This is a genomic window from Ruegeria sp. YTSA064 (assembly GCF_059610325.1).
Genome location: NZ_JBXWNK010000001.1, coordinates 211,176 through 234,941, shown reverse-complemented (window position 1 = coordinate 234,941; position 23,766 = coordinate 211,176). Strand labels below are relative to the sequence as shown.

The window sequence follows — 23,766 nt, the reverse complement described above, 5'->3', positions numbered from 1 at the left end:
CCTGACGGATCAGCGGACGCCGAGGCCCATTTGCATCAGCGTCTTCCGCACTGTTGGTAAGGAATAGAGCGCATTTAGCCCCATCGCCCTTGCATCACGCAGCGGTCGCGCCTCGATCATCGAGGCGCGGTTCAGCAGATCGATACCTTTGACGCGCAGTCCGATCTCAGTATGGCGGGCCTTATGATAGGCATCCAGCATTTGCGCGTCACCCAAGCCTTCGGGCCGAGCCAGCGCTAGTTCCATCAAACTACGAAGATCGCCGAGCGACATGTTCAGTCCCTGCGCGCCGATAGGGGGGACCACGTGTGCGGCTTCGGCCATCAGGGCAATGCGTTCACCAGCAAGACGTTCCGCCGACTGGCTGATGATTGGCCAGATTGTCCTGCGCGAAGCGAGTTTCAGCGGTCCGAACAGCCCGCAGGAGCGTTCAGTCATCGCAGCCTCGAATGTCTCGGCTCCGAGGTTCAGCAATTCGACCGCGCGTGGGCCGCGTTCCATCCAGACAATCGCAGACGACGGCTGACCCTGCCAATCGGGCAGGGGGACCAAGGTGAAGGGCCCACCGGACCGATGGATTTCGGTCGAAACATTGTCGTGCGGGATTGGGTGAGTAACGGCGAAGGCCAGAGCTTTCTGGCCGTAGCGGGTGGTATGCACGCTAATTCCGGCGGCTTCCCGCATCGGCGAGTTTCGTCCGTCTGCGGCGATGACAAGTTTGCAGCGGACGCGGCTGCCATCGCTCAGACCAACACGTGCTTCATTGGTGCGGGTGAACAGGCTGATCGTGGCAGAACCGGGTCGGAAATCGACGTTTGGCAATTCCCCCAGCCGTGCCACCATCTCACGCCGCAGCAGCCAGTTGGGCAGGTTCCAGCCGAACGGTTGATCCGAGATATCAGCGGCGTTGAAATCGCGTACCACGCGGGGTTCGGGTACATCACCGCCTGCGTCCACAATGCGCATGATCTGCAGAGGGGCAGCATGTGCATCCAAACGCGCCCAAAGTCCACATTGCTCTAGCAACCCATGGGCGGGCTGCAAAAAGGCAGTAGTGCGCAGATCCGAGCCATCCACGTCGCGTTCTGTGATCGGTGGTGAAGGGTCGAGGCAAATCACGTCAAACCCGGCAGCACCAAAGGCGGCGGCGGCGGTCAATCCGGCGATTCCACCGCCAGAAATCAGGATGTCACAGCTGTCGGTCATGAATATGTCTCCGTTGCCGCAGACACTAGTGCTGTTGCGAGGTGGGTGCCAAGTGACATCCTGTCTCGTGCCTTATCCGCGAGAGATCAAAATCAGGACAAGGAACATCGTCGGCACCATCATCAGTGCAGGGATGTAAAGGCCAGGCAGGCCGAACAGAAGGATGGAACACCCCCACATACTGACGAGTGCTGCGGCCGAGTAGTACAGGTCTTCGGCCTCGGCATTGGCCACATCCCGGGCCATCCAGCCAAAAAGCGGGATTGCAAACAACAGGCGCTGCCACAAAGGCGGGCGCGCTGGGATATCGAGCGCGGTCATTGGGATCTCCAATTCTGTTCGTCGCTGAGCTGCATATGGGGCTGATGCTGCGACTGCGAAACGCACAGATCGTCGCAGTGTGACAGCCTATCGCAGGCGGCCCAGAAATCCGGTCAGATCGTCCGTGTGATGGTGAATGTGATCTGCATGGTGTGGATCAGGGGCGACGTGAACGGTACGCATTCCCATCTCATGCGGCGCTGCCAGGTTGCGTGGATCATCCTCGAACATGGCTGCTTGTGTGGCTTCGATTCCGTCCTGAGCAAAGATGGCTTGGAATGCAGCCTTTTGCGGTTTTGGGCGATAGCCCGCATGCTCAATTCCGTAGATCGCATCGAATAGCCCATCCAGCCCACGTGCAGCTAAAACACGCTGTGCGTAAGGCGCTGACCCATTGGTATAGACGATGCGGCGGCCCGGCAGCGCACGAATGTGATCGGCCAATGTCGCGTCAGGCTCCATATGGCTCATATCCACCTGATGCACTGCGTGCAGATAGGGATCTGGGTCCAGATCGTGTTCGGACATCAGGCCGGCAAGCGTGGTGCCGTATTCACGCCAGTAGTGCGAACGGAGCCGATCGGCCTCGGGTCGGTCGACGCCGATCGCTTGCACCACGTAATCCGTCATCAGCACCTCAATCTGATCGAACAGGCGCATATGCGGTGGGTAAAGTGTGTTGTCGAGGTCGAACACCCATTGGGTGACGTGAGTAAAGGCAGGTTTGACCATGGTTTGGGTTTAGGGCGATGAACGACGGTTTTCAATGCCGCACTTGATTGCCGGGGCGTGAGGCGGCTAGACATGTCCGAACCAGGAGACATAATAGCCGATGCCCCAATCCAAACAGTCCAATACGGATGCCTATAGCCTGATACTCGAAGCAATCGATGTGGGCGTCTACAAGCCGGGCGACCGGTTGGTGGAAAGCGAGTTGGCCGAGCGTTTTGGCGTTTCGCGTACACCGATCCGCGAAGCGTTGCAGCGGTTAGAGACGCAATCGCTGCTGGAACGGGACGGGCGGTCTCTGATCGTGGCGTCGCTGGACCACAACCAGATGGCAGAACTATATGTCGTGCGACGCGAATTGGAGGGGCTCGCCGCAAGGCTGGCGGCCAAGCATGCGACCGAAGAAGAAATCCGGGTCCTTCAAGATATGGTAGATGCCGATGATGCGCTGGTGAATGACTCGTCTGCGCTTTCGCGTGCCAACCGCAGGTTTCACGAGCAGATCCATCTGGCCTCGCACAATCGCTATCTGGTGCAACAGCTTGATCTGGTGCACAGGACCATGGCGTTGATGGCGACTACATCCCTTGCGGCTGAGGGGCGCGGTGAAATCGCGCAGAATGAGCACAAAAACATCGTTGACGCGATTGCTGCCCGCGATGAGGTAGGGGCCCAACAAGCCCTGCAGGACCATATCTCGGTCGCGTTCATGACCCGGCTGAAACAGGATGCGATCCGGCGCGAGAAATAGCAGCCTCGCTTTCCTCGACCGCATGACCGTGCTGGGTTTTGTCCCAGAAGAATGGCCGTACCGCTAGTTCCCACAAGCCCTTATAGGCCGCCAGAACACCCAGTGGAAAATAGAGGACCATCATCGGAACCCAGGGCAGCAGAAAGCGCCTGTTGCCCGCGATGACGCCCAGCATGCCAACCAAAAGATTTGCAGCTTCTGCAGCGAGCAATAAGTAAATGCAGTTTCGCAGAAAGTCAGGTGTTGTGATGTGCTGAAAGGGGTGCGGCAGATCGAGAAATGTCAGCCAGAATACCCATAACACCGGGGCAAGTAGAAACTGCCCGAGCGTTCCAAGAAAAAAGGCCTGAAAGCCCAGAAAACGGAGCGGTCCCAGATCGCGCAGCAACCTTAACGGCGCGCGCATATGGACCAGATATGTAACCATGAATCCCTTTAGCCAGCGCGAGCGCTGTTTGACCCAGGGCCAGGCCCGAAAATTAGCCTCTTCATAGGTGGCAGTGCTGACGATTTCAGTCTTGTAGCCAGCCCGGCAGAGACGAACGCCCAAATCTGCGTCTTCAGTAACATTATGGGCATCCCATCCGCCCAGCTCGACCAGTTTGTCTCGACGAAAAAAGAAGGTGGTTCCACCCAGCGGAACCACAAGGCCCAATCGGGCGATGCCGCTGAGAATCACCCGAAACCAACCGCTGTATTCGATGGTAAAGCACCGCGACCGCCAGTTGGTGCGCGGGTTATAATAGTCCAGGACGCCCTGCAGGCAGACAACATCTTCGGGCGCGGCCGCAAAATGCCGGACAACGGATTCGATCTGATCTGGCATCGGGGCGTCTTCGGCATCCCAGACACCCAATATATCCCCACGGCAGAAATCCAGCGCATAGTTCATCGCACGAGGCTTGGTCGTTAGTTTACCCCGCTTCGGCACCTCAAGTACCCGTACCCAGCTGGGAAGCTCGATGTTATTCAGTGCGGCTTTGGTGACGCTATCCTGCTCTTCAAGCACCAATATGATATCGAGCAGCGCCTTTGGGTAAGTCAACCGTCGCAGACGGGCGATCAGGATTTCTGCAATTTCTTTTTCTTTAAAAAGCGGCACCAGTATCGACACACAGGGCAGGCGGATCGGATCTGCTGTGACAAGACGAGGGTTTCGAAGTGTCAGATGGGCAATCAGCCCCGAGACACGAAGGAAGAGGAACAACGCCAATGTCGCAAGCGTTGTCCAAAGTAGAGCGGTGAGACCCAGCATTGGGAATAAGCTGCATAAAGTGATTAGCAAAACGACCAACGTGATAGGTCTGGCCCGAGCCGTTGCCGACCAGTTGCGACAGCTTTGTTGCAAATCGACGCGCGTTTCAGCCGCCTCCGTCAGATCGGCGGCAAAATGGCGCGCAATTGCGGTATCAATCTGTTCGGCCCCGGCTAGAACCGGGACGATCGTATAGCCTGTATCACTTAACGCAGTTGAAACCGTATCGAACCGGTCAGGCCGCGCCGTTGCAATTAGCAGAATTGGTCCAACTCGCATCCAAGGCAGAACGTTGTGGGTTAGCCAAAACTCCAATGGTTTCAGCGCGCAAAGCTCTTCGGGAGGTGGAGTTTGATCCAGATCGGCAATTTGCAAGCCTGTTTGTTCGGACAGGGCAGAGAGAACTTCGGCCCGACTGGCCCAATCTTCACCAACAAGGATTTCCCCCAACGGGGCATTCTGGCGGGTTTGTAAATGCAACGCCTGTTGGAGCTGAGCCTCTGATATCACCCCTTGATCCCGCAGGCAGGCCCCAAGAGGTTTGCGTGAATGGAGGCCGGGAACCGGTTCCGCCGGTATCTGGCGTTTCAGATTCAGTTCAACCATAAGAATACCCTGCCGCGCTTCACAGACGGCAGGGTTGCTCAAACAGGGTTAACGCCGAGTTAACTCGACTAAATCGCACTTAGGCCTGTGTTTTTTGATCGGCCATTGCAGCGGCGAAACGTTCGAACAGGTAGAAACTGTCTTGTGGTCCGGGTGAGGCTTCGGGGTGATGTTGCACCGAATAGACTGGGCGACCCGTCATGCGGATGCCGCAGTTTGAGCCGTCAAACAATGAACGATGCGTCTCGATCACGCCATCGGGCAGGGATTGAGCGTCTACGGCAAAGCCGTGGTTCATCGAGGTGATTTCGACCTTGCCGGTTTCCATATCCTTGACGGGATGGTTCGCGCCGTGGTGGCCGTGGTTCATCTTGACGGTCTGCCCGCCCAAAGCCAGCGCGAGCATCTGATGGCCAAGGCAGATGCCAAAGACCGGCAGGTTAGTGGTTTCCAACACTTCCTTGATCATCGGCACGGCGTATTCACCAGTGGCCGCCGGGTCGCCCGGGCCGTTGGACAGGAAAACACCGTCGGGCTTATGGGCAAGAACTTCTGCTGCTGTCGCGGTCGCAGGCAATACGGTCACGTCACAGCCTGCCGATGCCAGGCAGCGCAGGATGTTCCGCTTGGCACCATAGTCGATAGCGACAACCTTATGTGACGGAGCTTCCTGGCGCTGATAGCCGTCAGGCCAGGCCCAACGCATCTCATCCCAACGATAGCTTTGTGCGCAGGTAACGTCCTTAGCCAGATCCATGCCCTCAAGTCCGGCAAACCCGCGCGCAGCCGCGATCAAAGCTTCGATGTCGAAGTTACCTTCGGGGTCATGCGCGAGCGCTACATGCGGTGCACCTTGCTGACGGATAGCGCGGGTCAGGCGGCGGGTGTCGACGCCCCCAATCGCAATGCGGCCGCGACGGGCCAGCCATGCTTTTAGCTCTTCGGCAGAGCGCCAGTTTGAAGGCTCGGTCGGGTCCCATTTGACCACCATACCCGCGGCAACTGGATCGCCAGTTTCGTCATCCTCCGGGTTCACGCCAACATTACCGATATGCGGGAAGGTAAATGTCACGATCTGGCCCGCGTAGGAGGGGTCTGTCATGATTTCCTGATAGCCGGTCATGGCGGTGTTGAAGCACAGCTCGGCCACCGTCTGGCCGGTGGCGCCAAAGCCAATACCGTAGAACAGCGTTCCATCGGCCAATGCCAGACATGCGGTGGGCTTGGACGGGGCGTTCTGGGCCATGGCGCGACTCTCCTGCAAGGTAAACGGACGCATACCTAAGGGGGTTAGCGCGTCGGGTCAAGCCTGTTCAAATTTTATGCTATTGTTTAAAATCAATAACTTAGGAAAGTATCGCCCCTGTTGTGCCCGCCTTTTTGTTTCGATATGGTCGAGGTTCCTTTGCCATGGGGATGGACAGACCATATGGATATGCGATCACGGGTGAATGCCGCCCTGAAGCAAGCAATGAAAGACAAAGAAGCCGAGCGCCTATCGACGCTGCGCCTGATCAATGCCGCGATCAAGGATCGTGACATTGCTTCGCGCGCATCCGTAAATGAAGAGGCCAAAGGCTGTGGCGATGCCGAGGTGCTTGATATTCTTGGAAAAATGACCAAGCAGCGCAAGGAAAGCGCGCGCGCCTATGAAGAGGGTGGGCGCCTGGATTTGGCCGAGCGTGAGTTGCGCGAAGTCGAAGTGATCGAGGAATTCCTGCCCAAGCAGCTGGATGATGACGAGGTCAGCAAAGCTATTCAGACGGCCATCACGGCCACCGGCGCGGGGTCAATCCGCGATATGGGCAAGGTGATGGGCGAATTGAAAACGCGCTATACCGGTCAGATGGATTTCGGCAAGGTCGGGCCAATGGTCAAAGATCACCTTTGCGCCGCATCAAACGGCGGTTAATCAAGCAGAATCGCGCAGTTTCCGGGTTAAGTCATCGAAAAGCGCGATCCGTTCCTCTTCAGTGAGGAATGCACCAATTTCGACCTCCCGGCCGTCTCCGACCAGTGTCACGTAATGGGGCACCGGACCACCGCTCGCGTGCATTTCGGGGCGCGCCCAATATCGATTGCAGGACCATTCCAGATCGTCTTTGCGTGGATTGCGGTGCACGAGGCGCGCCTGCGTTTTATCCAACGTGAGAACCTCGAACACGCTGCGTGCGCGATAGTTCATCTCAAATGCCAGCCAGAGACCTAATACGGTCAGCAACAGGAAGGGCAGCAAGCCCCACAGCAGAACAGATCCGAGCACTGCAAACAGCGGAATCAGACCGAACAGAAAGACCGCGAGAACAACCCCCATCGCGCCGCGCGGCGGTAAGGAGTTATGCGGCCAAAGGCGCAACTCCTGCTCTGTATCTGAATTCTTGATCCATCGATAAGGCATGGTCGAAACCTAGCGCAGCAACTGCCTGAGTCGAAGTGCAATCTGTCACACAACGTGTCCAACACGCACCCATGACAGCGCGTCGTCCAGCCGATCATCACCCCAAAACACCTCGCCGCGCACGACAAAGCTGGGCGCGCCAAACACACCCAGTTGGATGGCAGTGTTGGTCTCGTTTTCGAGAGATTGCACAATGTCCGGACTGCGCGCACGTGCGAGGGCTAGGCGGGGGTCCTGCTGACAACGATGCAGGGCTTCGGTGATGGCTGTCTCGGACCCGGCTTCTATGCCGTCTTCAAACCAGAGACCATAGAGCGATTGTGTATACGTCTTTCCCCAGCCTTCGGTCATTCCCAGTAGGGCAACCTGATTGGCCAATGCGAGGTCCGAGATTGGGTAGGGCGCTGGCAAGTTGGCGTGAATATGATACTTGGCCGCCCGGCGTTCGATATCCCGCCACATGTAAGCGGATTTAATCGGTTTGCCAGCGAAGGGGATGTTCTGCTGTTCTGACATCACGGTCCGCACATTGAACGGCCGCCAGTTCACGGTGGCATCGTGTTCGGCACTCCAATCGTCCAGGCGTTTGATCGTCAGGAAGCTGTAGGTGCTACCTATTGAGAACCAAAAGTCGATCTCGGGCATCGTAAACCCCTTCGGTTGGCCGGATATTTTGCCCGGACCAGAATACTCTATTTTTGCTGTTCTGGCGACTGCCCCGCTTACACAGGTCAGGCAGGAACAAAAAACCCCGCCTCAATGGGCGGGGTTTTCTTGTCATTCAGGTCGGGATCAGTGCGCGTGGCCTTTATCCCAATCCTCCTGCTTCGGCAGCTGCTCGAACGTGTGTTCAGGCGGCGGCGTTGGCAATGTCCATTCCAGCGTATCCGCGTATTCGTTCCACGGGTTCGGCCGCGTCTCTTTCGCGCCGCGCAGCAGGGCGTAGATCACGATGCCAAAGAACAGCAGGAACGAAGCGAACGAGATGAATGCACCAATCGACGAAACAAAGTTCCACTGCGCGAACGCTTCGGGATAGTCGATGTAGCGACGTGGCATGCCCTGACGACCCAGGAAGTGCTGCGGGAAGAAGGTCAGGTTGGCGCCGATGAAGAACAGCCAGAAATGAACCTTGCCCCAGAACTCGGAATACTGACGGCCTGTCATCTTCGAGAAGTAGAAGTATACGCCAGCGAAGATCGCGAAGACTGCACCCAAGCTCATCACATAGTGGAAGTGCGCCACGACGTAATAGGTGTCGTGATAGGCACGGTCCACGCCGGCCTGCGACAGCACAACGCCGGTCACACCGCCAACGGTGAACAGGAACAGGAAGCCGAAGGCGAACAGCATCGGGGTTTTGAACTCGATCGAGCCGCCCCACATGGTCGCAATCCATGAGAAGACCTTAACGCCGGTCGGAACCGCGATGACCATCGTGGCCAGCATGAAGTAGGCTTGCTGACGCAGCGACATGCCAACGGTGTACATGTGGTGCGCCCACACGACAAAGCCCAGAACACCGATCGCGATAATCGCCCAGACCATCGGCAGGTAACCGAAGATCGGCTTGCGTGCGAAGGTCGCGATCACGTGGCTGATAAGGCCAAAGCCCGGCAGGATCACGATATACACTTCGGGGTGGCCAAAGAACCACAGGATGTGCTGATACAGGATCGGATCGCCGCCACCGGCCGGATCAAAGAAGGTGAAGCCGAAGTTGCGGTCCATCAGCAGCATGGTGATCGCGCCCGCCAGAACCGGCAGCGACAGCAGAATCAGCCACGCGGTGACAAAGATCGACCAGCTGAACAGCGGCACCTTGAACAGGGTCATGCCCGGGGCACGCATGTTCAGGAAGGTGGTGATCATGTTGATCGCGCCGAGGATCGAGGAGGCGCCCGATACGTGCACAGCAAAGATCGCAAGGTCCATGGACATGCCGCCCTCGGTCGTGGACAGCGGTGGATACAGAACCCAGCCGACGCCCGAACCGAGCTGATCGTTACCACCGGGGCTCAGCAGCGAGGCGACGCCCAGCGAGGTCCCGGCGACGTACAGCCAGAAGGACAGGTTGTTCATCCGCGGGAACGCCATATCCGGCGCACCGATCTGCAACGGCATGAAATAGTTGCCAAATCCGCCGAAGAGGGCCGGGATAACCACGAAGAACATCATCAGGACACCGTGATAGGTGATCATGACGTTCCACAGGTGTCCGTTGGGGGTACATGGATCGGCCATGAAACCTTCGAGGCACATGTACTGAACACCGGGGTGCATCAGTTCGAGCCGCATGTAGACAGTCATCAGAACCGAAATCAAACCGGCCAGCGCCGATACGATCAGGTACAGAATCCCGATATCCTTGTGGTTGGTCGACATGAACCAACGGGTAAAGAACCCACGCTGGTCTTCATGCTCGTGACCATGAATGGCTGCGTCTGCCATTAGGTGCCTCCTGTTGCAACTACACCGCGCAGTCGGACCTCTCCAACGCGCGGGATTCCTGCTGGTTTTAGATTGCAAGGGGGCGACCTTCAATGGCCGAGTTTGATCTGGATCAAGATTAATTGTCGCGGGCAGCCCACGCAGCCCGGCATTTCAACCTCTGATCCTAGCGATTTGGGGGGCCAGTCCGCGAATTCAAGTGGCGATGGGGGAATCCCGCTTGACCCGCATCGGGGGGCGGCACAGAACAGCAAAGAAGCGCAATACCGGAGGCCCGTGATGACTGAATATGATCCCGAAAACGTCTTTGCCAAGATCTTACGTGGGGAAATCCCGTCGAACCGAGTTTATGAAGATGATGAGACAGTCGCCTTGATGGACATCATGCCGCGCTCTGATGGGCATGTGTTGGTCATCCCAAAATCACCGTGCCGCAACATGCTGGACGCGTCGTCCGTAGAACTTGCGGCAGTGATAGCGACGGTTCAGAAATTAGCACAGGCCGTGAAGGTCGCGTTTGAAGCTGATGGTGTAACTGTTCAGCAGTTCAACGAAGCTGCGGGCGGGCAGGAGGTGTTTCATCTACATTTCCATGTCCTGCCCCGTTACGAAGGCGTATCGATGCGTCCACCGGGCAAGATGGGTGATTTTGATCTGATTGCCAAACACGCTGACAAAATCCGCGCAGCATTGGGTTGAATTCCAAGAAAGTTCCGCTGGCACGTGGGGTCGATAAGCTGCACGAAAGGCCGCAAAGGCAAGGGATTCATACAATACCGAGGCCCTAAAACGAGAATTGCCGTTCCGATTATGGGGTCGGAACGGCAGACTCGTAACCAAACACTTTCACGGATTTCGCTGGGCAGCCCTGCGATCACCGGTTAACACACCACTCACTCATGAACGGTCATTACATACTACGTGGTCAAATGGCGTTTGTAAGGAGTGGATGTGAAGAATCCCTGAATTTGAGGCGAATTGGGGCGATTTGAAGGACAAGCCACTATGATTTTCGAAACAGAACGCATCGAAATTCAGCATTGTTGTTTGGGTAATGTTTCCGGATCGTTCCGAGTACGTGGAATCACCTAGTTTTCAAACGCCTTCGGAGGCGAACACATCATCAAAGGTCTTTTTTAGTGCCACGTCGACGTCATCCATCGTTACGGGAAGCCCGAGGTCGACCAAAGATGTCACACCGTGTTCCTGTATGCCGCAAGGTACAATCCCACCGAAATGAGACAGATCTGGTTCAACATTGATTGATATTCCGTGGAAACTAACCCACTTCCTCAGGCGTATTCCGATGGCTGCAATCTTATCCTCGGCGGTCTGTCCCGCTATCGAAAGCGGCTTGTCCTGCCGCTGAACCCAGACGCCCACGCGGCCTTCTCTTATTTCACCCGTGACATTGAATTCTGCCAGTGCGGCGATCACCCAGGCCTCAAGCTGCTGAACAAAGCGGCGCACATCATGGCCGCGTTTGCCCACATCCAGCATCACGTAGACCACACGCTGACCGGGTCCGTGATAGGTGTACTGACCACCACGTTTACTTTCATAAACCGGAAAGCGGTCCGGATCGGTCAGGTCTTCTCGCTTGGCAGAGGTCCCAGCGGTATAAAGTGGCGGGTGCTCTAACAGCCAGACGCATTCATCCGCTTCGCCCGCCGCAATCGCTGCAACGCGTGCCTCCATGAAGGCGGTGGCCTCGTCGTAGTCGATCAGCCCGTCAGTGGTTTTCCATTCCATGTCGGTTCCTTAGACCTTCTGAGGGGCAGGGGGAAGGGGTCAGGCGGCCTCGGCCAGACAACGCTGCAAGACCTGCGCATAGGTGTCAGCGCCTTGCGCGCCGGTCAGCAGGTATTTCCCTTCGAAAACCATCGAAGGGACGCCCGAAATGCCTCGGCTGGTCCAGAACCGTTGTTTCTCACGCACCGGTTGGGCATGTGCACCCGATTCAAGCGCCGCGCGCGCTGCCACTGTGTCGAGCCCCGCCGTTTCAACCGCGCCCAACAACACGTCGACGTCAGAGACATCCTGTTGCCTGGTGAAATAAGCATCGAACAAGGCCAGCTTAAGCGGATGTTGTCGCCCCTTCGTTTCCGCCCAATCAAGCAGTTGATGCGCGGCAAAGGTGTTCACGATTCTGCTGTCATCGGTGAAATTGAAGGTAAATCCAAGTTCAGCCCCCAACGCGGTCAACCGCTCGCGCGCCTGGTGGCTTTGTTCGGGCGTCAAGCCATATTTTTCGGCAATATGCTCTCGCAGGTTCTGCCCCTCGGGCCCCATGCTGGGGTTCAATTCGAACGGATGCCAGCGCAACCGGGCTAGAACATTCTCTTGCTTCAGTGCGGCATCGAGTTGATGAAAGCCGACTATACACCACGGACAGACCACATCCGAAACGACATCAATCTGCACGGTAGGGCGGGGATCGGGCGAGGGCATGGGCTGCTCCAGATTGCATTGGTCGCGTTTAGATATTGCTAAAGCGCGCGAATTCAATCGGCTGTGTTTTTGCCTCTTCACATCGCGTGGCACAGCGTCTATACGCCCCTCTACCAAGTCATTGGCAGTGCGGTCGTGGCGGAATTGGTAGACGCGCAGCGTTGAGGTCGCTGTGGGGTAACACCCGTGGAAGTTCGAGTCTTCTCGACCGCACCAAATAATCCATCTCGTTGTGTAATTTCAATTTATTATGTTGGCGTGAACGATCTTGGTCCACCTAAAGGCTTGTGATTTGGTCATCAGCGCAACGTAGTCGCTTTCGCTGCTTCTGCACGCGTGCACTGATACCTCCGATCGTCGAGTAGAGTGCCCGACAACCGATCAAGTACATAAATGGCTTCCACCATTACTGTTTATCGAGGAGGAACCTCGACTGCTGGTTAAATGGCTGTATGAGTGCGTCAACGAAATTAGCTGCCGCACTTGTGAAGGCTGATTAGCCGAGAATATTGAGATAGACGTGCAACACGGGCTTAAGAACTGTGACGACCATACAATCAGAGTTGGGCGTCAAAACTTGAGTGAATTAGTTCAAATAGAGTGCGCCCAATCGATGAAGAAGCTGAATATGTTGACAGTCCGGCGGTCATTGGCTTCTTTGTTTCCGGATTACATCAATTAGAACAACTAAAACGAACAAAACACGAGAATTTCTCGGTGCTTGGACAGCTCATCCCTTATGATGTTCGTAGTAATATCGCGGCCTGCAAGTAGTAGGCCTATTTGCCGAAAGTTGTAAATCTACTGCATCTTCGGAAGTGTATTTGGTAACGAGTGTGCTGTTTCGATCGTATGATCGGGACAGCATTTTCTTTTTGGAGTTGCTTTGGCAATATGCAGGCTCCCTCATTTTACCACTGACGATCTCGAGTGTGCCACGAGGTCTTGTGATCATAGGGATAACTTCACAACCGAAAATCCGCTACTGAATCACGGGATTGCTTCAAAATGCAAAGTGTTGTGCCATCGAAATTGCTTGGCAGGAATTCGTTATCGTTGCTCCGGTTGCGTGGCGCAGGGTGGTGAGGTGTGCTCTTCTCCGGTGGAACCTACTTCATGTCCGCTTATCGCAGGGAATTTAATGAAAAACTCTGTGCCTTCACCAAGTTTGCTTCTGTAGTCTATTGTTCCGCCAAAATGCTCAACAATTTCCTTTGAAATGTGCATCCCGAGCCCTGTACCGCCTGCGTGACGTTCATCGGAGGAGTCTATCTGGGAAAATCGATCGAAAACTTTGTCATGGCTCCCCTCAGGTATCCCGATGCCATGGTCTTTGACGAAGAGGCGAATATTCTCGCCGACTTTCTCGCATCCGACGGTTATCTCGCCTCCATCAAGGGAGAATTTAGCTGCGTTGGAGATAATGTTGGCCAACACCTGAAGAAGGCGGGAGGGATCACCTTTAACGTACAGATCATTGTTTCCCCTTAAGTCTTCTACAATTTCTACGTTGTGAGCACTGGTGTATCCCATGTTACAGGCAATCGCTTCCTGAATCAGCGCATGTACATCAACAGTTCCTTCACGGTAGTTCATCTCGCCCGCTTCCATTTTTTGAATGTCCAGCACATCATTGATTAGGGATGCGAGCCGTTCGCAGTTTTTACCTGCTAAATGTATGAGGCTTTGCATTGATTCTGGAGCTTCACCCAATGCGCCTGTGTTGATTAGGTCAAGTGATCCCTTGATCGATGTCAGAGGCGTACGCAGTTCATGACTAACTGTCGATATGAACTGAGTTTTCGCAATGTAGGCCGCTTTTGTTCTTTCGTGCTCTGCTTTGAGCTTTTCGAGTTGTTCCAAATTCCTGCGGTAGAGCTTCAGAAACACCATCGAACAGTCAATCAGAAAGTACATTACGAAGATAACGGTGAAGAAGTGCAGCCAGAGTTCAGATGAAAGCTCGGGGCGTTCGGTCCAGATATCCTTGACGACAATCAACATGAACGATACGCCGTACATTGTCAGACGGATAATCATTGCCCACAGAAACTGATGGTTGTTCATTGCTGCAAACAACGCAGCAGCAAACAAGAAGAACATTGGAGTAAAGTGACCACCGGCGGGCTGTGCGAAAGCAACTGAAACAGCATACAGGCAGATTGCGGCCGCGCTGAGGATCGTGTTCAACAGAATCCAAACAACCATCATACTAATTGCTTTGTGCTGATCTGGCTTCAAGCGCGGTACGCGTTTGGCCAGCAATAAATCTTGCGCTTCGCAAATGAGGATTGTCCCATAGAACAGCATGGCGTTAATGGGATCGAAGAAGAACGCAGTCAAAATGGTCGTGGCCAGATAAATAGCCTGCCGCTGCCACAGAAGCGCAAAGCTCATGGCAGTATAATCTATGATGTTTTGCAGAAGCCGGTTTTCCGTTTCACCGGAGTCCCGGTCCGGCAGATTGGCGTCGATGGCTGTCATCTAGATGTCTTCGTTTTTCGCGCTTGGAAAATACCATTACCGGCACAATGAGGACTTAGTTGGTCTGAATTGGGTTCACAGTTTGGCGCTAATCCTTTGAAGGCCACTGGGATTGTTGGCTTTTCACGCAAGATTCTGGTGTGAGAGGTTAAAAAAATTTTTGTTGCGCAAATGCAGTGTGGGGCGCCCAAATTTGACGATCTCGTTGCTAAGTACATTTTTTTTTATCTTAATGTGCCAGAAAGACGGAGAAAATCTAAAAGGGTTGGGGTTTGACTGCAGTTGAATTTACGAAGTTGGGACAGGGCGCTGTCGCTCCTGTTTCGGCTAGGCTTGCAAAAAAGCCGGTGACACTGCTTCAGTTTGCAAGGTCCGCTGGCCGAAACATGTTTGAAGTCATCCCGGCCGAAACTTTGCGTGAAACTTATGTTCGCGGGCCTTTGAACATACACTATATCTGCGATCCTGAAATGATAACCGAATTACTCGTCGGGCAGGGTCGTTCGTTTCCCAAAGCCAAGTTCACTAAAGACATTATTGGATCGGCTGTAGGCAACGGGTTGATACTCTCTGAAGGGGAAAAATGGCGTCAGCAGCGGCGTAGGTATTCTCCACTATTCGCCGCCAGGAACCTCCCGGTTCTGGCTCGGCATTTTGCAGAGACTGGTGTCGAGATTGCAGATTCATTGGCGGAACACGAAGGCCCCGTAGATGTTGCACAAATTGCGCCTGCATCAACGTTGACGAATATTTCTAGGGTGATTTTTTCGGGTAACAAGAAAGTCAGTTCAGAGCAAATACGCGTGGGGCTGATCAAGTATTTTGAGTACATTTCTGATTTGTCTCTTTTCGACTTAATGGGTTTGCCAAAGTGGGTGCCGCGCAAGAATTGGCTACGCAGCCTGGCCCCGGTCACTAATATGCGGAACCTCGCCAGACAGGTCATTGATCAGCGTCGCGCCGAATGCCGCAGCGAACCACAGGACTTCCTCGATTTCATGATTGAGGCGTTGAAAACAGATTTCGAAGATGAAGCGACAACCGTCGACAACCTTTTAACCTTTGTTGTCGCTGGTCATGAAACTTCCGCCAACGCTCTGGCCTGGGGGTATTATCTGCTGGCGCTGCACCAAGATATGCAAGCTAGGGTTAGACAAGAAATTCGGTCGGTTCGCCCAAAAGGCCCAATCGAGTTTTCTGACCTGGAGGCAATGCCACTCCTGCGCGCCCATGTAAAAGAGACGCTGCGGCTTTACCCTTCAGCCGCGTTCTTTGCTAGAGACGCATCTGCCGACCTTGAAATCAAAGGGGTAAAGATTGCAAATGGTGACGCGCTGTTCTTCCCAGTTTACTCTTTGCACAGAAACGAAAAACTATGGGATGCTCCTGACCACTATCAACCGGAACGGTTCTTGGGATCTACACTGCCTCGAGGTCAGTACATTCCATTTGGAGATGGTCCCAGAATCTGCATTGGTGCTCAGTACGCTGAAACTGAAATCATGGTACTTATGGCTTCGGTGCTCCGCCAAATAAATTTTTCGATTACAGAGTCTGAATTACCGGAACCAGTTTTGACATTCACCATGCGTACGAGTGGCCCACTCATCCTCAATGCCGAACGGGTTCGCGAATAAAGTCGATATTTACACTCCAGTGCCTGACCTTTGATCGACGTCAGGCCTGGCGACAGAATTAGCTTACTGCCGGCGAGTGAGGTAAGTGTTATCGCCGTACAGCTCACGCAAGACTACATCAAACAATCTATCGTTGACCATTTCTTTGCGATCCGGTGTGGGCTCTGAAAATGTGGAGGAAGTTGTAACCAGGCCCTTTCTGAGATTGGCCTCGCGATGATTCACTTTTTTGATAGCCATGTCCAAAGAGGCGAATGCTCCAACCTTCGTAAATGAACGAAGCGATACCGGTGTACCTTTCACCACTTTAAGATGGACAGATGCGCAGCGGTTGCTGAGAACAGTCCCTAGTTCTTGGTTTAGGAAAGCTTCGGTCGGAATATTCTGGGTGCGTTCCCGCCCATGTGTAACAACGAGAAATGTGCCACTCCCGCGATAGGAATAGATTCCTCCAGCAGCCTGTGTTGTTCTTTCAATGCAGAATCCAATGTCGGAAACAGATCGCCGAAAATCACCAAAATTTCCCAGATCAAAGTGATACTCGGCGTCACGAAATTTGATTGCGGTGACCCAGGTGTCAAATCGACGCCTCCGTGAAAGCTGCTCGACATAGTTGTCGAATTCGACATACCCCAAGCATTGTTCCTGCTCGTCGATAGACAAAGGATCCTTGAAATTGAATTTCTGGTTGAAATCCAATTCACTGCGAAGATTTTCTATCGACGCCGATGAGGATTGGGTTTTCTTTCTCTCCATCATCAGAAGGTGAGCAGCGTTCATACGGCTGCGCAGTTCAAAGAAGTCGAAGGGTTTAGTTACATAATCAAACGCGCCTTCTAAAAATGCCTTCTCGATGTTCTGCCTGTCATCCAGTGCAGTCAGCATTATGACAGGTGTTTCCAGATTTTCCGGCAGGTTCCGGATTTGTGAAAGCAACTCTATCCCTGAGGTTCCAGGCATCTGAATGTCAACAAGCAGACAGTCGAACGGGGATTCTGCTGCTTCTATCATCCCAAGCGCTTCATCAGCTGAACTGGCAGCAGCCACATTGCAGTTTTCGAGTTCAGGAAGCGCTGATTGGAGCAATTTCAAGATGTCAGGATCATCATCAACCGCCAGTACAGTAAGTGCGGTCTTTCTTTGTGCTCGATGCTCTAGATTTCTTTGGAACCGATCACTGCCAAATGTGGAATGTCTCATAACTGGTGAACCGCCGATATCCTCATAACGGGTTGAACCTATGAGGTGAGTGGGTCGAAACCGCGGCAAAAATTGAGAAATTCTTCGTAGAAAGGGGTTTTTTCTTGACCTTTGTTTGGCGCAAACGGCCTCAGCGACGAGTTGCCTGTTTTTTGTTTTGAGCGGCCGTGGCGCTTTTTTGGTGCTATTTATTCGGCAATTTGTTTGTGTCTAAGAACAATTCACGATCTCAAAACAACGGAATTGAAATGCGATAGGGAATTTAAGCATCAACTCTGGTAGCGCTGCTAACATGCATTATAGCCACGGTTTCCCTATAGCCTGAAAATAAACCCCAGTCGCAATGAAGTCAGCGTCGGGCGTTAGAAAGTACAATAGACCATCCAGCGGCGGGGTTGTTCAATTTACTTGTAGATGTTGAACAAAACCGACTGACTGACGGTGCCATCGATAGAGAACTTTGCGCCGACAGGCGAGGCATTGACACCCAGACGCCGTGACCACCGTGCCCAGACTGAAGGAACGATGCCCAATATGCTGGATGCACCACCTTCCATTGCGACAGTAGTCATCTGGTGAAACAACTCTTGTTGAACCTGCTGCCTGCGTGATGAAGCGACATCTTTTGTCACGAAGAAACGGGATGCTTCCCAGACAGATTGCTTTACCGGGGCTTCAACAAACAGAACGTCAGATGGGATATCTTTAAGAATACCTCTTTGTGCGTCGCGCAGCATATAACTGTATACCCCGCATTGTGCAGTCGTGGGCAGAAGTCGTACACCTGCCAAAATTTCACCAAACTCGTGCAGCACAACCCACCGACAGGCTGGCGTGTCGTATTGGTCGAATTCCATCCCGTCAGCTTCGCCGACTTGCCACTTTAGCTGATCTATAAAAATTGACTTTCTGGTTTCGAGGTATTTTGCCAGCAGTGGGCCATACTCGTGAATATTGCGAAAGCTAAGCGTAGTCGCACGAATATTGCCAACGTCACTACGTGGCATTGGCTGGCTACTTCTAACCGCGAAAACTTCTATTCGCGCCGATTTACTCGGAGCGCTTGAAGTGGCGTTAGCGGGTGTCAGTTCCGGAAATCCCTCCGGGACCGAGTATGTCTGCTTAAACCTGAGTGGACGGTCCATATTTTGCTCATATTATTGACGCACTTATGACAAGATTCAGCTCGGCAAGTCCACCAACCTATGCGGTAGTTAACCGAATTGATGAATGGGTGTGTCCAAATCTCCTCTCTCCCAATGGTTGAGTTCCCTGACAGATCAATTACGCAAGTTTTTTTAACTTTTCTTTTCAACCGTAGGCTTCATTCATTTCCGCGTGTGCAGCAACATTTTGAAAAGAAGCTTTTTTTTGCTCTTTCAATTAGAGCTTACGCTGGATCAAGTGCCGTCTCGCTGTCTGATGAAATTTCAAGGCAGCCCTGACTGCTGATAAAAGCAGTCATCAAAATGACATCCAAATTTGGAGGGAGTTATTTTTCTAATTGCGTCCTCGGGCTGAGAAATTTGTACAGATTAAAAAAAATGTGCAGACATAAGGAAGTCTGCCTAATGTCACCGTTTTGCCACCTTCGTAGAAGAAAATGAGAGAGGATGAGTAATCCCTGAGTGTTTTATGCGCCAGCCAGCCGTTGCCTTAAAGTCTGCAATGCCCAACGGTTGGAGAGGTGTAAGAGGTTGGTGAAAAGTTATGCGTATACTTGCTGTAGACGACGATCCTAGCATCCTGGAGTTGCTTGATAAAGTTCTAGAAGCGTTCGGGTACAAAGATGTCGTTACCGCCAGAAGTGGTCGGGAGGCCCTTGAAATACTGTCGAGACCAAATGAAGCGTTCGACTGCTTATTGCTTGATGTGCAGATGCCGCAGATGAACGGCATAACTCTTTGCGAAGAAGTGCGAAAATTACCAGAATACACGTACACGCCCATTATCATGGTGACCGCCATGGTGCAAAAAGAGTACATCGACGAAGCATTCGGAGTTGGGGCAACGGACTACGTTACAAAGCCTTTTGAGTTCTCGGATCTGAAGCAGAGGTTGTCTGACGCCTATAGAATGGCAGCGGAACGCAGAGCCGCAATCGAAGTGCTGGAAGCTGAAGCGGATTCTGAGTTGTGTTTTGGCAATAGTCCGGACGTTCGCTTAAGTGATCCGCAATGTTTCGGAGATTTGCCCGGTTGCATTGGGTTAGCTGAATTTGAGAACTACGTAATTCAGCTTTCAACGATGCACTCCATGGCTGCAAAGCTTGTGGCGGTGAAATGCATAGGCACCGAACAAATCTATGAGACGAGCACGGTCAGTGAATTCCGTAGTGCCATGACTTTAGCTGGTACCGCGCTTCTGACAGCCAATCAGCAAGGGCGCAAAGTAGCGACCTATTGGGGAAATGGCGTATTCTTGATGATCTATGACAATCAAATTGATTTGAGTGTGGACCAGTTGGGAGCACCGCTTCCGGAGGCATTGAAAGAAATTTCCAGTGACACCACTTCAGGTCGGCCAATTGGCTTCCAAGTTAGCGAAGAAGTTATGCTTAAAGCCAAAACCAAGATGGAGGCGTTGTTCTTGATAGACAAGGCCGTTGAAATGGCTGAAATGTCGGAGCGTCAAGCGGCGAATATCGGATGAAAAACTGCATATATGGATGGTGATTAAGGCCAGGCTGTTGGTGTAAAAAATACATTTGAACGCCCTGAGTTTTTCATTTTTCTGGTTTAAGTAGATCCGCGCGCTCGTTCATCAGACGTTCAACCTTTGTGCTTTTGGCCTACTTCGTCCGATCTCAGTGCCTACCCGGCGGCAACAACTCTGAGAAAGAACCCGTAAGCTTCTTCTCGAAATTTGATCAGATGCGAGATTTGGCGTATTCGCTTCTCTCTGATTTCCTGGAGGTTTCTTTCGCGACCACGGTCAGAGCGTGATCGGTCTAAGCAGCTTCCCGGTGTATCCGTTCTTGTTCTTTGATCGGGTCTTTGCCTTGACGGGCTACGGGTCGCCATTTCTCTGCTTCTTGGCGTGAATCTTCAGAGCTATGGCTGACAGAGCGCCCAAACCCATCTCTCTGCGACGCCTGTAGACATGGACCCGAAGCAACTACTTGCCAGCATCACCGTCCTTTTTGGCAGCCAGAGGTTCTCGCCATCCTAGTACTAGCCGGTTTGAGTGTTCTTCACTTGCAAAGATAACAGCTTGTTGACTGCATAATTGGTCCTCCCCAAGGTCCAACTTTTACTATGAGACACAGTGATCCATCTAGAGACTACTGGAAGCCTCATTATGTTGTTTTAAAATTATTCTTCTGGTTTTTCGAGGAGTCCGGAAACAGGCGTGTTTAAGTTTTCAATACATCTCGACCGCACCAAAATCCTAAAATCGTTACCCGATATTGTCAGGTGAGACGGGCACCCTGTGGGTTGAAGCGATAGGTTCGATCCTGAGCATAGCCGAAATGTACGGATTCACCTGCATTAACCTGATGTTGGCCGAATAAGCGCGCGGTGATCTGATGGTCTTGCATCATCGCGATCACGTTGGTGTCTCCGCCCAGATGCTCGACATGAGTCACGTTCGCGGTCAGGGGGCCCTCGTCGGTCAGGTATAGGTCTTCGGGGCGTATTCCCAGTATCGTGTCCGCGCTGTCGCCGATCACGCTGGCAGGGAAGAAATTCATCGAGGGCGCACCGAGGAAGCCTGCGACGAACTGGTTGGCGGGGTTGTTGTATAGCTCCATCGGGCTACCGACCTGTTCAACGCGCCCGTCGCGCAGGACGACGATTTTGTCGGCTAGCGTCATCGCCTCGGTCTGGTCGTGGGTGACGTATATCATCGATGCATCGAGCTGCTGATGCAGGTTTGCGATTTCCAGCCGCGTGTTCATGCGCAGGGCGGCGTCCAAATTGGACAAAGGTTCGTCGAACAGGAACAGTTTGGGTTCGCGCACGATGGCACGCCCAATGGCGACACGTTGACGTTGGCCGCCGGACAGTTCCGAGGGGTAACGGTCGATATATGGTTCAAGGTTCAGCATCTTGCTGGCCTTGGCAACGCGCTCTTCTATGACCTGCTTGCTTTGACCTTCCTGTTTCAGTGCCAGTGACATGTTTTTGCGCACATTCAGGTGGGGATAGAGTGCATAGCTCTGAAACACCATCGCGATGCCGCGTTTGGAGGGCGGGGTTAGGTTCATAAGTTCTCCGCCGATGCGAACCTCGCCCGAGGTCACATCTTCGAGCCCCGCAATCACGCGCAGAAGAGTGGATTTGCCACAGCCCGAAGGTCCAACGAAGACGACGAATTCTCCGTCTTCGACTTCGATGTTGATATCCTTAAGGACTTCGACGGAGCCGAAGGACTTGTTCACGTTCGTTAGCGTCAGGGCGGTCATGTGTTTGCCTCTTTCAGCGAAATTGGTTGGCCGGTGCGGATACTTGTATCGGCAGCCAGACAGATGGCCAGCGATTGCACGGCGTCGTTCATGTGGCGGGTCAGGTCGATGTCTTCAGCGATGGCGCGCAGCATATAGGCTTGTTCGGCATCGCAGAGCTCCTGATGGCCGGGTTCATCCGGCATGTCGATTGTCTGGTCGCCGTCGGGGCGATGGACCAGAAGGCCGCCGACCTTGGTGTGTCCGTCGATATCGGCTGACGCACCCTTGTTGCCATCGGTGATCGAGACGGAACCGTTCGGTGAGACAATGTCTTTCACGAAGAATGCGGTTTCAGACATCATCGGGCCCCAACCGGCTTCGTACCAACCGACGGAGCCATCCTCGAAGATCACCTGAAACTGGCCGTAATTATACATGCCTTCGGCTATCTCATCGCTTAGGCGCAGGCCCATGCCGTGGACGCGCACGGGGTCTGAGTCCGTGATCTGGCACATCACGTCGACATAGTGCACTCCGCAATCGACGATGGGCGAGGTGGTCTGCATCAAGGCCTTATGCGTCTCCCACTCGGCCCCGCTGCTTTGCTGGTTGAGGTTCAGGCGGAAGACGTACGGCCCGCCCAGGTCGCGCGCCTCGGAAATCAGACGAATCCATGAGGGGTGATGGCGCAGGATGTAGCCGATGACCAGTTTGCGTTTGGTTTCAATGGCTTTCGCTACAACGCGTTTGGCATCAGCCACAGTCGTCGCTAGTGGTTTTTCAACGAAGACATGCGCTCCGGCCTCCATCGCAGTGCAGGCGTAATCAGCATGGCTGTCAGAATAGGTGGCGACGACTACCAAATCCGGGTTCGTCTCTGACAGAGCCGTCTGAAATTCGGAAAAGGCCGGATATTCTGACAAGTCAGGATGGTCTACGCGGCCAGACCGGTTCACGAGCCCCACGACTTCAGCGTCCGGGTGGTGATGGTTGGCCAAAGCGTGGCTCAGCCCCATATTGCCAAGGCCGGCGATCAGAACTTTGGTCATTTCACAGCTCCTGAAGTGATGCCGCGGATCAACTGGCGTGAGAAGATGACATAGAGCACCAGCACCGGCAGGATCGCCATGCTGAGCGCCGACAGAACCGCGTTCCAGTCGGTGACGAACTGGCCGATGAAGACTTGGCTGCCCAGTGTCAGTGTTTTGGTTTCCTCAGCTGGGGCGAGGATCAGTGGGAACCAGAGGTCGTTCCAGATCGGGATCATGTTGAACACGGCCACGGTCGCCATAGCAGGGCGGACGAGGGGCAGGACCAACCGGAAGAAGATGGTGTATTCGGATAGGCCATCGACGCGGCCCGCGTTTTTCAGATCGTCCGAAACCTGTCGCATGAACTCGGACAGGATAAACACGGCTAGGGGCAGGCCCTGTGCGGTGTAGACAAGGATTAGTGCCCAGAGGGTGTTCACCAACCCTGTAGCAACCATCATCTCAAGTATCGCAACGGTGCCGATGCGGATCGGGATCATGATCCCAAGTGCCAGATAGAGGCCCATCAGGGTGTTGCCCTTGAACTTGTACTCGCTCACCGCAAAAGCAGCCATTGCGCCGAACAACAGAACAAAAGCCAGCGATACCACGGTCACGATCAGCGAGTTCTGGAAATAAAGGAAGAAATCCCCTTGTTTCATCACCGTCTGATAACCGATCAGCGAGAAGCTTTCGGCATCGGGCAGGGCGAGTGGCTCGCGGAAAATCGAGCGTCGGGTTTTGAAGCTGTTGATGATGATCACGAAGACCGGGAAGAGGGCGATCAACGTGTAGAGGATCAGCGCCCCATGCATGGCGGCCGTGTTTAGCGGGTTTTGGCGTGCTTTGTTCATGC

Annotated in this window: 21 protein-coding genes and 1 tRNA gene; 6 read left to right on the top strand and 16 right to left on the bottom strand. The window is 53.6% G+C overall.

Annotated features, from left to right (window positions below):
• Positions 1 to 9: 9 nt before the first annotated feature.
• The 3 genes from AC2FI7_RS01120 to AC2FI7_RS01110 form a co-directional block, all read right to left on the bottom strand.
• Positions 10 to 1,206, bottom strand: a complete 1,197-nt coding sequence (locus AC2FI7_RS01120) for a UbiH/UbiF family hydroxylase (protein ID WP_010439318.1) — start codon at positions 1,204 to 1,206, stop codon at positions 10 to 12.
• Positions 1,207 to 1,278: 72 nt separating this feature from the next.
• Positions 1,279 to 1,527: a hypothetical protein gene (locus tag AC2FI7_RS01115; RefSeq protein ID WP_010439320.1), complete on the bottom strand. Its 249-nt coding sequence runs from the start codon at positions 1,525 to 1,527 to the stop codon at positions 1,279 to 1,281.
• Positions 1,528 to 1,614: 87 nt separating this feature from the next.
• Positions 1,615 to 2,259 carry a pyrimidine 5'-nucleotidase gene (locus AC2FI7_RS01110; protein ID WP_496815560.1) on the bottom strand — a complete coding sequence of 215 codons (645 nt, stop codon included), beginning with the start codon at positions 2,257 to 2,259 and terminating at the stop codon, positions 1,615 to 1,617.
• A gap of 100 nt (positions 2,260 to 2,359) precedes the next feature.
• On the opposite strand from AC2FI7_RS01110, the gene AC2FI7_RS01105 reads away from it, so the two are divergent.
• On the top strand, positions 2,360 to 3,007 hold the full coding sequence (locus AC2FI7_RS01105) for a GntR family transcriptional regulator (RefSeq protein WP_010439325.1): 648 nt from the start codon (positions 2,360 to 2,362) through the stop codon (positions 3,005 to 3,007).
• Here AC2FI7_RS01105 and AC2FI7_RS01100 read toward each other — a convergent pair.
• Together AC2FI7_RS01100 and carA are read right to left on the bottom strand one after the other, a co-directional pair.
• Positions 2,964 to 4,868, bottom strand: a complete 1,905-nt coding sequence (locus tag AC2FI7_RS01100) for a glycosyltransferase family 2 protein (protein WP_496815559.1) — start codon at positions 4,866 to 4,868, stop codon at positions 2,964 to 2,966. The two genes, AC2FI7_RS01105 and AC2FI7_RS01100, sit on opposite strands and share 44 nt — an antisense overlap.
• Before the next feature lie 79 nt (positions 4,869 to 4,947).
• On the bottom strand, positions 4,948 to 6,114 hold the full coding sequence (gene carA, locus AC2FI7_RS01095; protein WP_010439331.1) for a glutamine-hydrolyzing carbamoyl-phosphate synthase small subunit: 1,167 nt from the start codon (positions 6,112 to 6,114) through the stop codon (positions 4,948 to 4,950).
• A 183-nt stretch (positions 6,115 to 6,297) separates the two neighbouring features.
• Between carA and AC2FI7_RS01090 the strand changes: the two genes are divergently transcribed.
• Entirely contained in the window at positions 6,298 to 6,780 is a 483-nt protein-coding gene (locus AC2FI7_RS01090; protein WP_010439332.1) for a GatB/YqeY domain-containing protein, read from the top strand.
• Here AC2FI7_RS01090 and AC2FI7_RS01085 read toward each other — a convergent pair whose 3' ends face one another.
• From AC2FI7_RS01085 to ctaD, 3 genes are all read right to left on the bottom strand, one after another.
• On the bottom strand, positions 6,781 to 7,266 hold the full coding sequence (locus AC2FI7_RS01085) for a DUF2244 domain-containing protein (protein ID WP_496815558.1): 486 nt from the start codon (positions 7,264 to 7,266) through the stop codon (positions 6,781 to 6,783). It abuts the gene before it with no gap.
• A gap of 45 nt (positions 7,267 to 7,311) precedes the next feature.
• Positions 7,312 to 7,911, bottom strand: coding sequence for a 2-hydroxychromene-2-carboxylate isomerase (locus AC2FI7_RS01080; protein WP_010439336.1), 600 nt, complete (start codon positions 7,909 to 7,911; stop codon positions 7,312 to 7,314).
• A 147-nt stretch (positions 7,912 to 8,058) separates the two neighbouring features.
• A complete protein-coding gene (gene ctaD, locus AC2FI7_RS01075) occupies positions 8,059 to 9,717 on the bottom strand; it encodes a cytochrome c oxidase subunit I (RefSeq protein WP_010439338.1) in 1,659 nt (552 codons plus the stop codon).
• 279 nt (positions 9,718 to 9,996) lie between these two features.
• Between ctaD and AC2FI7_RS01070 the strand changes: the two genes are divergently transcribed.
• Positions 9,997 to 10,416 carry an HIT family protein gene (locus AC2FI7_RS01070; protein WP_170469351.1) on the top strand — a complete coding sequence of 140 codons (420 nt, stop codon included), beginning with the start codon at positions 9,997 to 9,999 and terminating at the stop codon, positions 10,414 to 10,416.
• A 396-nt stretch (positions 10,417 to 10,812) separates the two neighbouring features.
• On the opposite strand, the gene lipB is transcribed toward AC2FI7_RS01070, so the two are convergent.
• Complete coding sequence (gene lipB, locus AC2FI7_RS01065) at positions 10,813 to 11,469, bottom strand: lipoyl(octanoyl) transferase LipB (protein ID WP_496815557.1); 657 nt, start codon at positions 11,467 to 11,469, stop codon at positions 10,813 to 10,815.
• A gap of 39 nt (positions 11,470 to 11,508) precedes the next feature.
• Positions 11,509 to 12,168, bottom strand: a complete 660-nt coding sequence (locus AC2FI7_RS01060) for a DsbA family oxidoreductase (RefSeq protein ID WP_010439344.1) — start codon at positions 12,166 to 12,168, stop codon at positions 11,509 to 11,511.
• Positions 12,169 to 12,297: 129 nt separating this feature from the next.
• Between AC2FI7_RS01060 and AC2FI7_RS01055 the strand changes: the two genes are divergently transcribed.
• Positions 12,298 to 12,384, top strand: a tRNA-Leu gene (locus tag AC2FI7_RS01055).
• A gap of 834 nt (positions 12,385 to 13,218) precedes the next feature.
• Here AC2FI7_RS01055 and AC2FI7_RS01050 read toward each other — a convergent pair.
• On the bottom strand, positions 13,219 to 14,652 hold the full coding sequence (locus AC2FI7_RS01050; RefSeq protein WP_010439345.1) for a sensor histidine kinase: 1,434 nt from the start codon (positions 14,650 to 14,652) through the stop codon (positions 13,219 to 13,221).
• Positions 14,653 to 15,038: 386 nt separating this feature from the next.
• Here AC2FI7_RS01050 and AC2FI7_RS01045 point away from each other — a divergent pair, with 386 nt between their 5' ends.
• Positions 15,039 to 16,289, top strand: coding sequence for a cytochrome P450 (locus tag AC2FI7_RS01045; protein ID WP_496833113.1), 1,251 nt, complete (start codon positions 15,039 to 15,041; stop codon positions 16,287 to 16,289).
• Positions 16,290 to 16,352: 63 nt separating this feature from the next.
• On the opposite strand, the gene AC2FI7_RS01040 is transcribed toward AC2FI7_RS01045, so the two are convergent.
• Positions 16,353 to 17,489 (bottom strand): response regulator, encoded by a 1,137-nt coding sequence (locus AC2FI7_RS01040; RefSeq protein ID WP_010439347.1) that lies wholly within the window; start codon positions 17,487 to 17,489, stop codon positions 16,353 to 16,355.
• 404 nt (positions 17,490 to 17,893) lie between these two features.
• Positions 17,894 to 18,496, bottom strand: a complete 603-nt coding sequence (locus tag AC2FI7_RS01035) for an acyl-homoserine-lactone synthase (RefSeq protein WP_010439348.1) — start codon at positions 18,494 to 18,496, stop codon at positions 17,894 to 17,896.
• 703 nt (positions 18,497 to 19,199) lie between these two features.
• Here AC2FI7_RS01035 and AC2FI7_RS01030 point away from each other — a divergent pair.
• Positions 19,200 to 20,141 carry a response regulator gene (locus tag AC2FI7_RS01030; RefSeq protein WP_010439349.1) on the top strand — a complete coding sequence of 314 codons (942 nt, stop codon included), beginning with the start codon at positions 19,200 to 19,202 and terminating at the stop codon, positions 20,139 to 20,141.
• A gap of 760 nt (positions 20,142 to 20,901) precedes the next feature.
• Here AC2FI7_RS01030 and AC2FI7_RS01025 read toward each other — a convergent pair.
• From AC2FI7_RS01025 to AC2FI7_RS01015, 3 genes are read right to left on the bottom strand one after another with little or no spacing between them, the layout of a single operon-like run.
• Positions 20,902 to 21,897: an ABC transporter ATP-binding protein gene (locus AC2FI7_RS01025; protein WP_010439350.1), complete on the bottom strand. Its 996-nt coding sequence runs from the start codon at positions 21,895 to 21,897 to the stop codon at positions 20,902 to 20,904.
• Positions 21,894 to 22,928: a Gfo/Idh/MocA family protein gene (locus AC2FI7_RS01020; RefSeq protein WP_496815555.1), complete on the bottom strand. Its 1,035-nt coding sequence runs from the start codon at positions 22,926 to 22,928 to the stop codon at positions 21,894 to 21,896. Before AC2FI7_RS01020 ends, AC2FI7_RS01025 begins: the two co-directional genes overlap by 4 nt.
• Positions 22,925 to 23,764, bottom strand: a complete 840-nt coding sequence (locus AC2FI7_RS01015; RefSeq protein ID WP_496815554.1) for a carbohydrate ABC transporter permease — start codon at positions 23,762 to 23,764, stop codon at positions 22,925 to 22,927. The genes AC2FI7_RS01020 and AC2FI7_RS01015 overlap by 4 nt, the downstream gene beginning before the upstream one ends.
• Positions 23,765 to 23,766 lie beyond the last annotated feature (2 nt).

Bases quoted from the DNA above. Each gene is read 5' to 3' on its own strand.
- AC2FI7_RS01115 (WP_010439320.1), bottom strand. From the start codon at position 1,527: ATGACCGCGCTCGATATCCCAGCGCGCCCGCCTTTGTGGCAGCGCCTG.
- AC2FI7_RS01085 (WP_496815558.1), bottom strand. From the start codon at position 7,266: ATGCCTTATCGATGGATCAAGAATTCAGATACAGAGCAGGAGTTGCGC.
- AC2FI7_RS01030 (WP_010439349.1), top strand. From the start codon at position 19,200: ATGCGTATACTTGCTGTAGACGACGATCCTAGCATCCTGGAGTTGCTT.
- AC2FI7_RS01050 (WP_010439345.1), bottom strand. From the start codon at position 14,652: ATGACAGCCATCGACGCCAATCTGCCGGACCGGGACTCCGGTGAAACG.
- ctaD (WP_010439338.1), bottom strand. From the start codon at position 9,717: ATGGCAGACGCAGCCATTCATGGTCACGAGCATGAAGACCAGCGTGGG.
- lipB (WP_496815557.1), bottom strand. From the start codon at position 11,469: ATGGAATGGAAAACCACTGACGGGCTGATCGACTACGACGAGGCCACC.
- AC2FI7_RS01035 (WP_010439348.1), bottom strand. From the start codon at position 18,496: ATGCCACGTAGTGACGTTGGCAATATTCGTGCGACTACGCTTAGCTTT.
- AC2FI7_RS01060 (WP_010439344.1), bottom strand. From the start codon at position 12,168: ATGCCCTCGCCCGATCCCCGCCCTACCGTGCAGATTGATGTCGTTTCG.
- AC2FI7_RS01105 (WP_010439325.1), top strand. From the start codon at position 2,360: ATGCCCCAATCCAAACAGTCCAATACGGATGCCTATAGCCTGATACTC.
- AC2FI7_RS01040 (WP_010439347.1), bottom strand. From the start codon at position 17,489: ATGAGACATTCCACATTTGGCAGTGATCGGTTCCAAAGAAATCTAGAG.
- AC2FI7_RS01090 (WP_010439332.1), top strand. From the start codon at position 6,298: ATGGATATGCGATCACGGGTGAATGCCGCCCTGAAGCAAGCAATGAAA.
- AC2FI7_RS01120 (WP_010439318.1), bottom strand. From the start codon at position 1,206: ATGACCGACAGCTGTGACATCCTGATTTCTGGCGGTGGAATCGCCGGA.
- AC2FI7_RS01100 (WP_496815559.1), bottom strand. From the start codon at position 4,868: ATGGTTGAACTGAATCTGAAACGCCAGATACCGGCGGAACCGGTTCCC.
- AC2FI7_RS01080 (WP_010439336.1), bottom strand. From the start codon at position 7,911: ATGCCCGAGATCGACTTTTGGTTCTCAATAGGTAGCACCTACAGCTTC.
- carA (WP_010439331.1), bottom strand. From the start codon at position 6,114: ATGGCCCAGAACGCCCCGTCCAAGCCCACCGCATGTCTGGCATTGGCC.
- AC2FI7_RS01070 (WP_170469351.1), top strand. From the start codon at position 9,997: ATGACTGAATATGATCCCGAAAACGTCTTTGCCAAGATCTTACGTGGG.
- AC2FI7_RS01020 (WP_496815555.1), bottom strand. From the start codon at position 22,928: ATGACCAAAGTTCTGATCGCCGGCCTTGGCAATATGGGGCTGAGCCAC.
- AC2FI7_RS01110 (WP_496815560.1), bottom strand. From the start codon at position 2,259: ATGGTCAAACCTGCCTTTACTCACGTCACCCAATGGGTGTTCGACCTC.
- AC2FI7_RS01025 (WP_010439350.1), bottom strand. From the start codon at position 21,897: ATGACCGCCCTGACGCTAACGAACGTGAACAAGTCCTTCGGCTCCGTC.
- AC2FI7_RS01015 (WP_496815554.1), bottom strand. From the start codon at position 23,764: ATGAACAAAGCACGCCAAAACCCGCTAAACACGGCCGCCATGCATGGG.
- AC2FI7_RS01045 (WP_496833113.1), top strand. From the start codon at position 15,039: ATGTTTGAAGTCATCCCGGCCGAAACTTTGCGTGAAACTTATGTTCGC.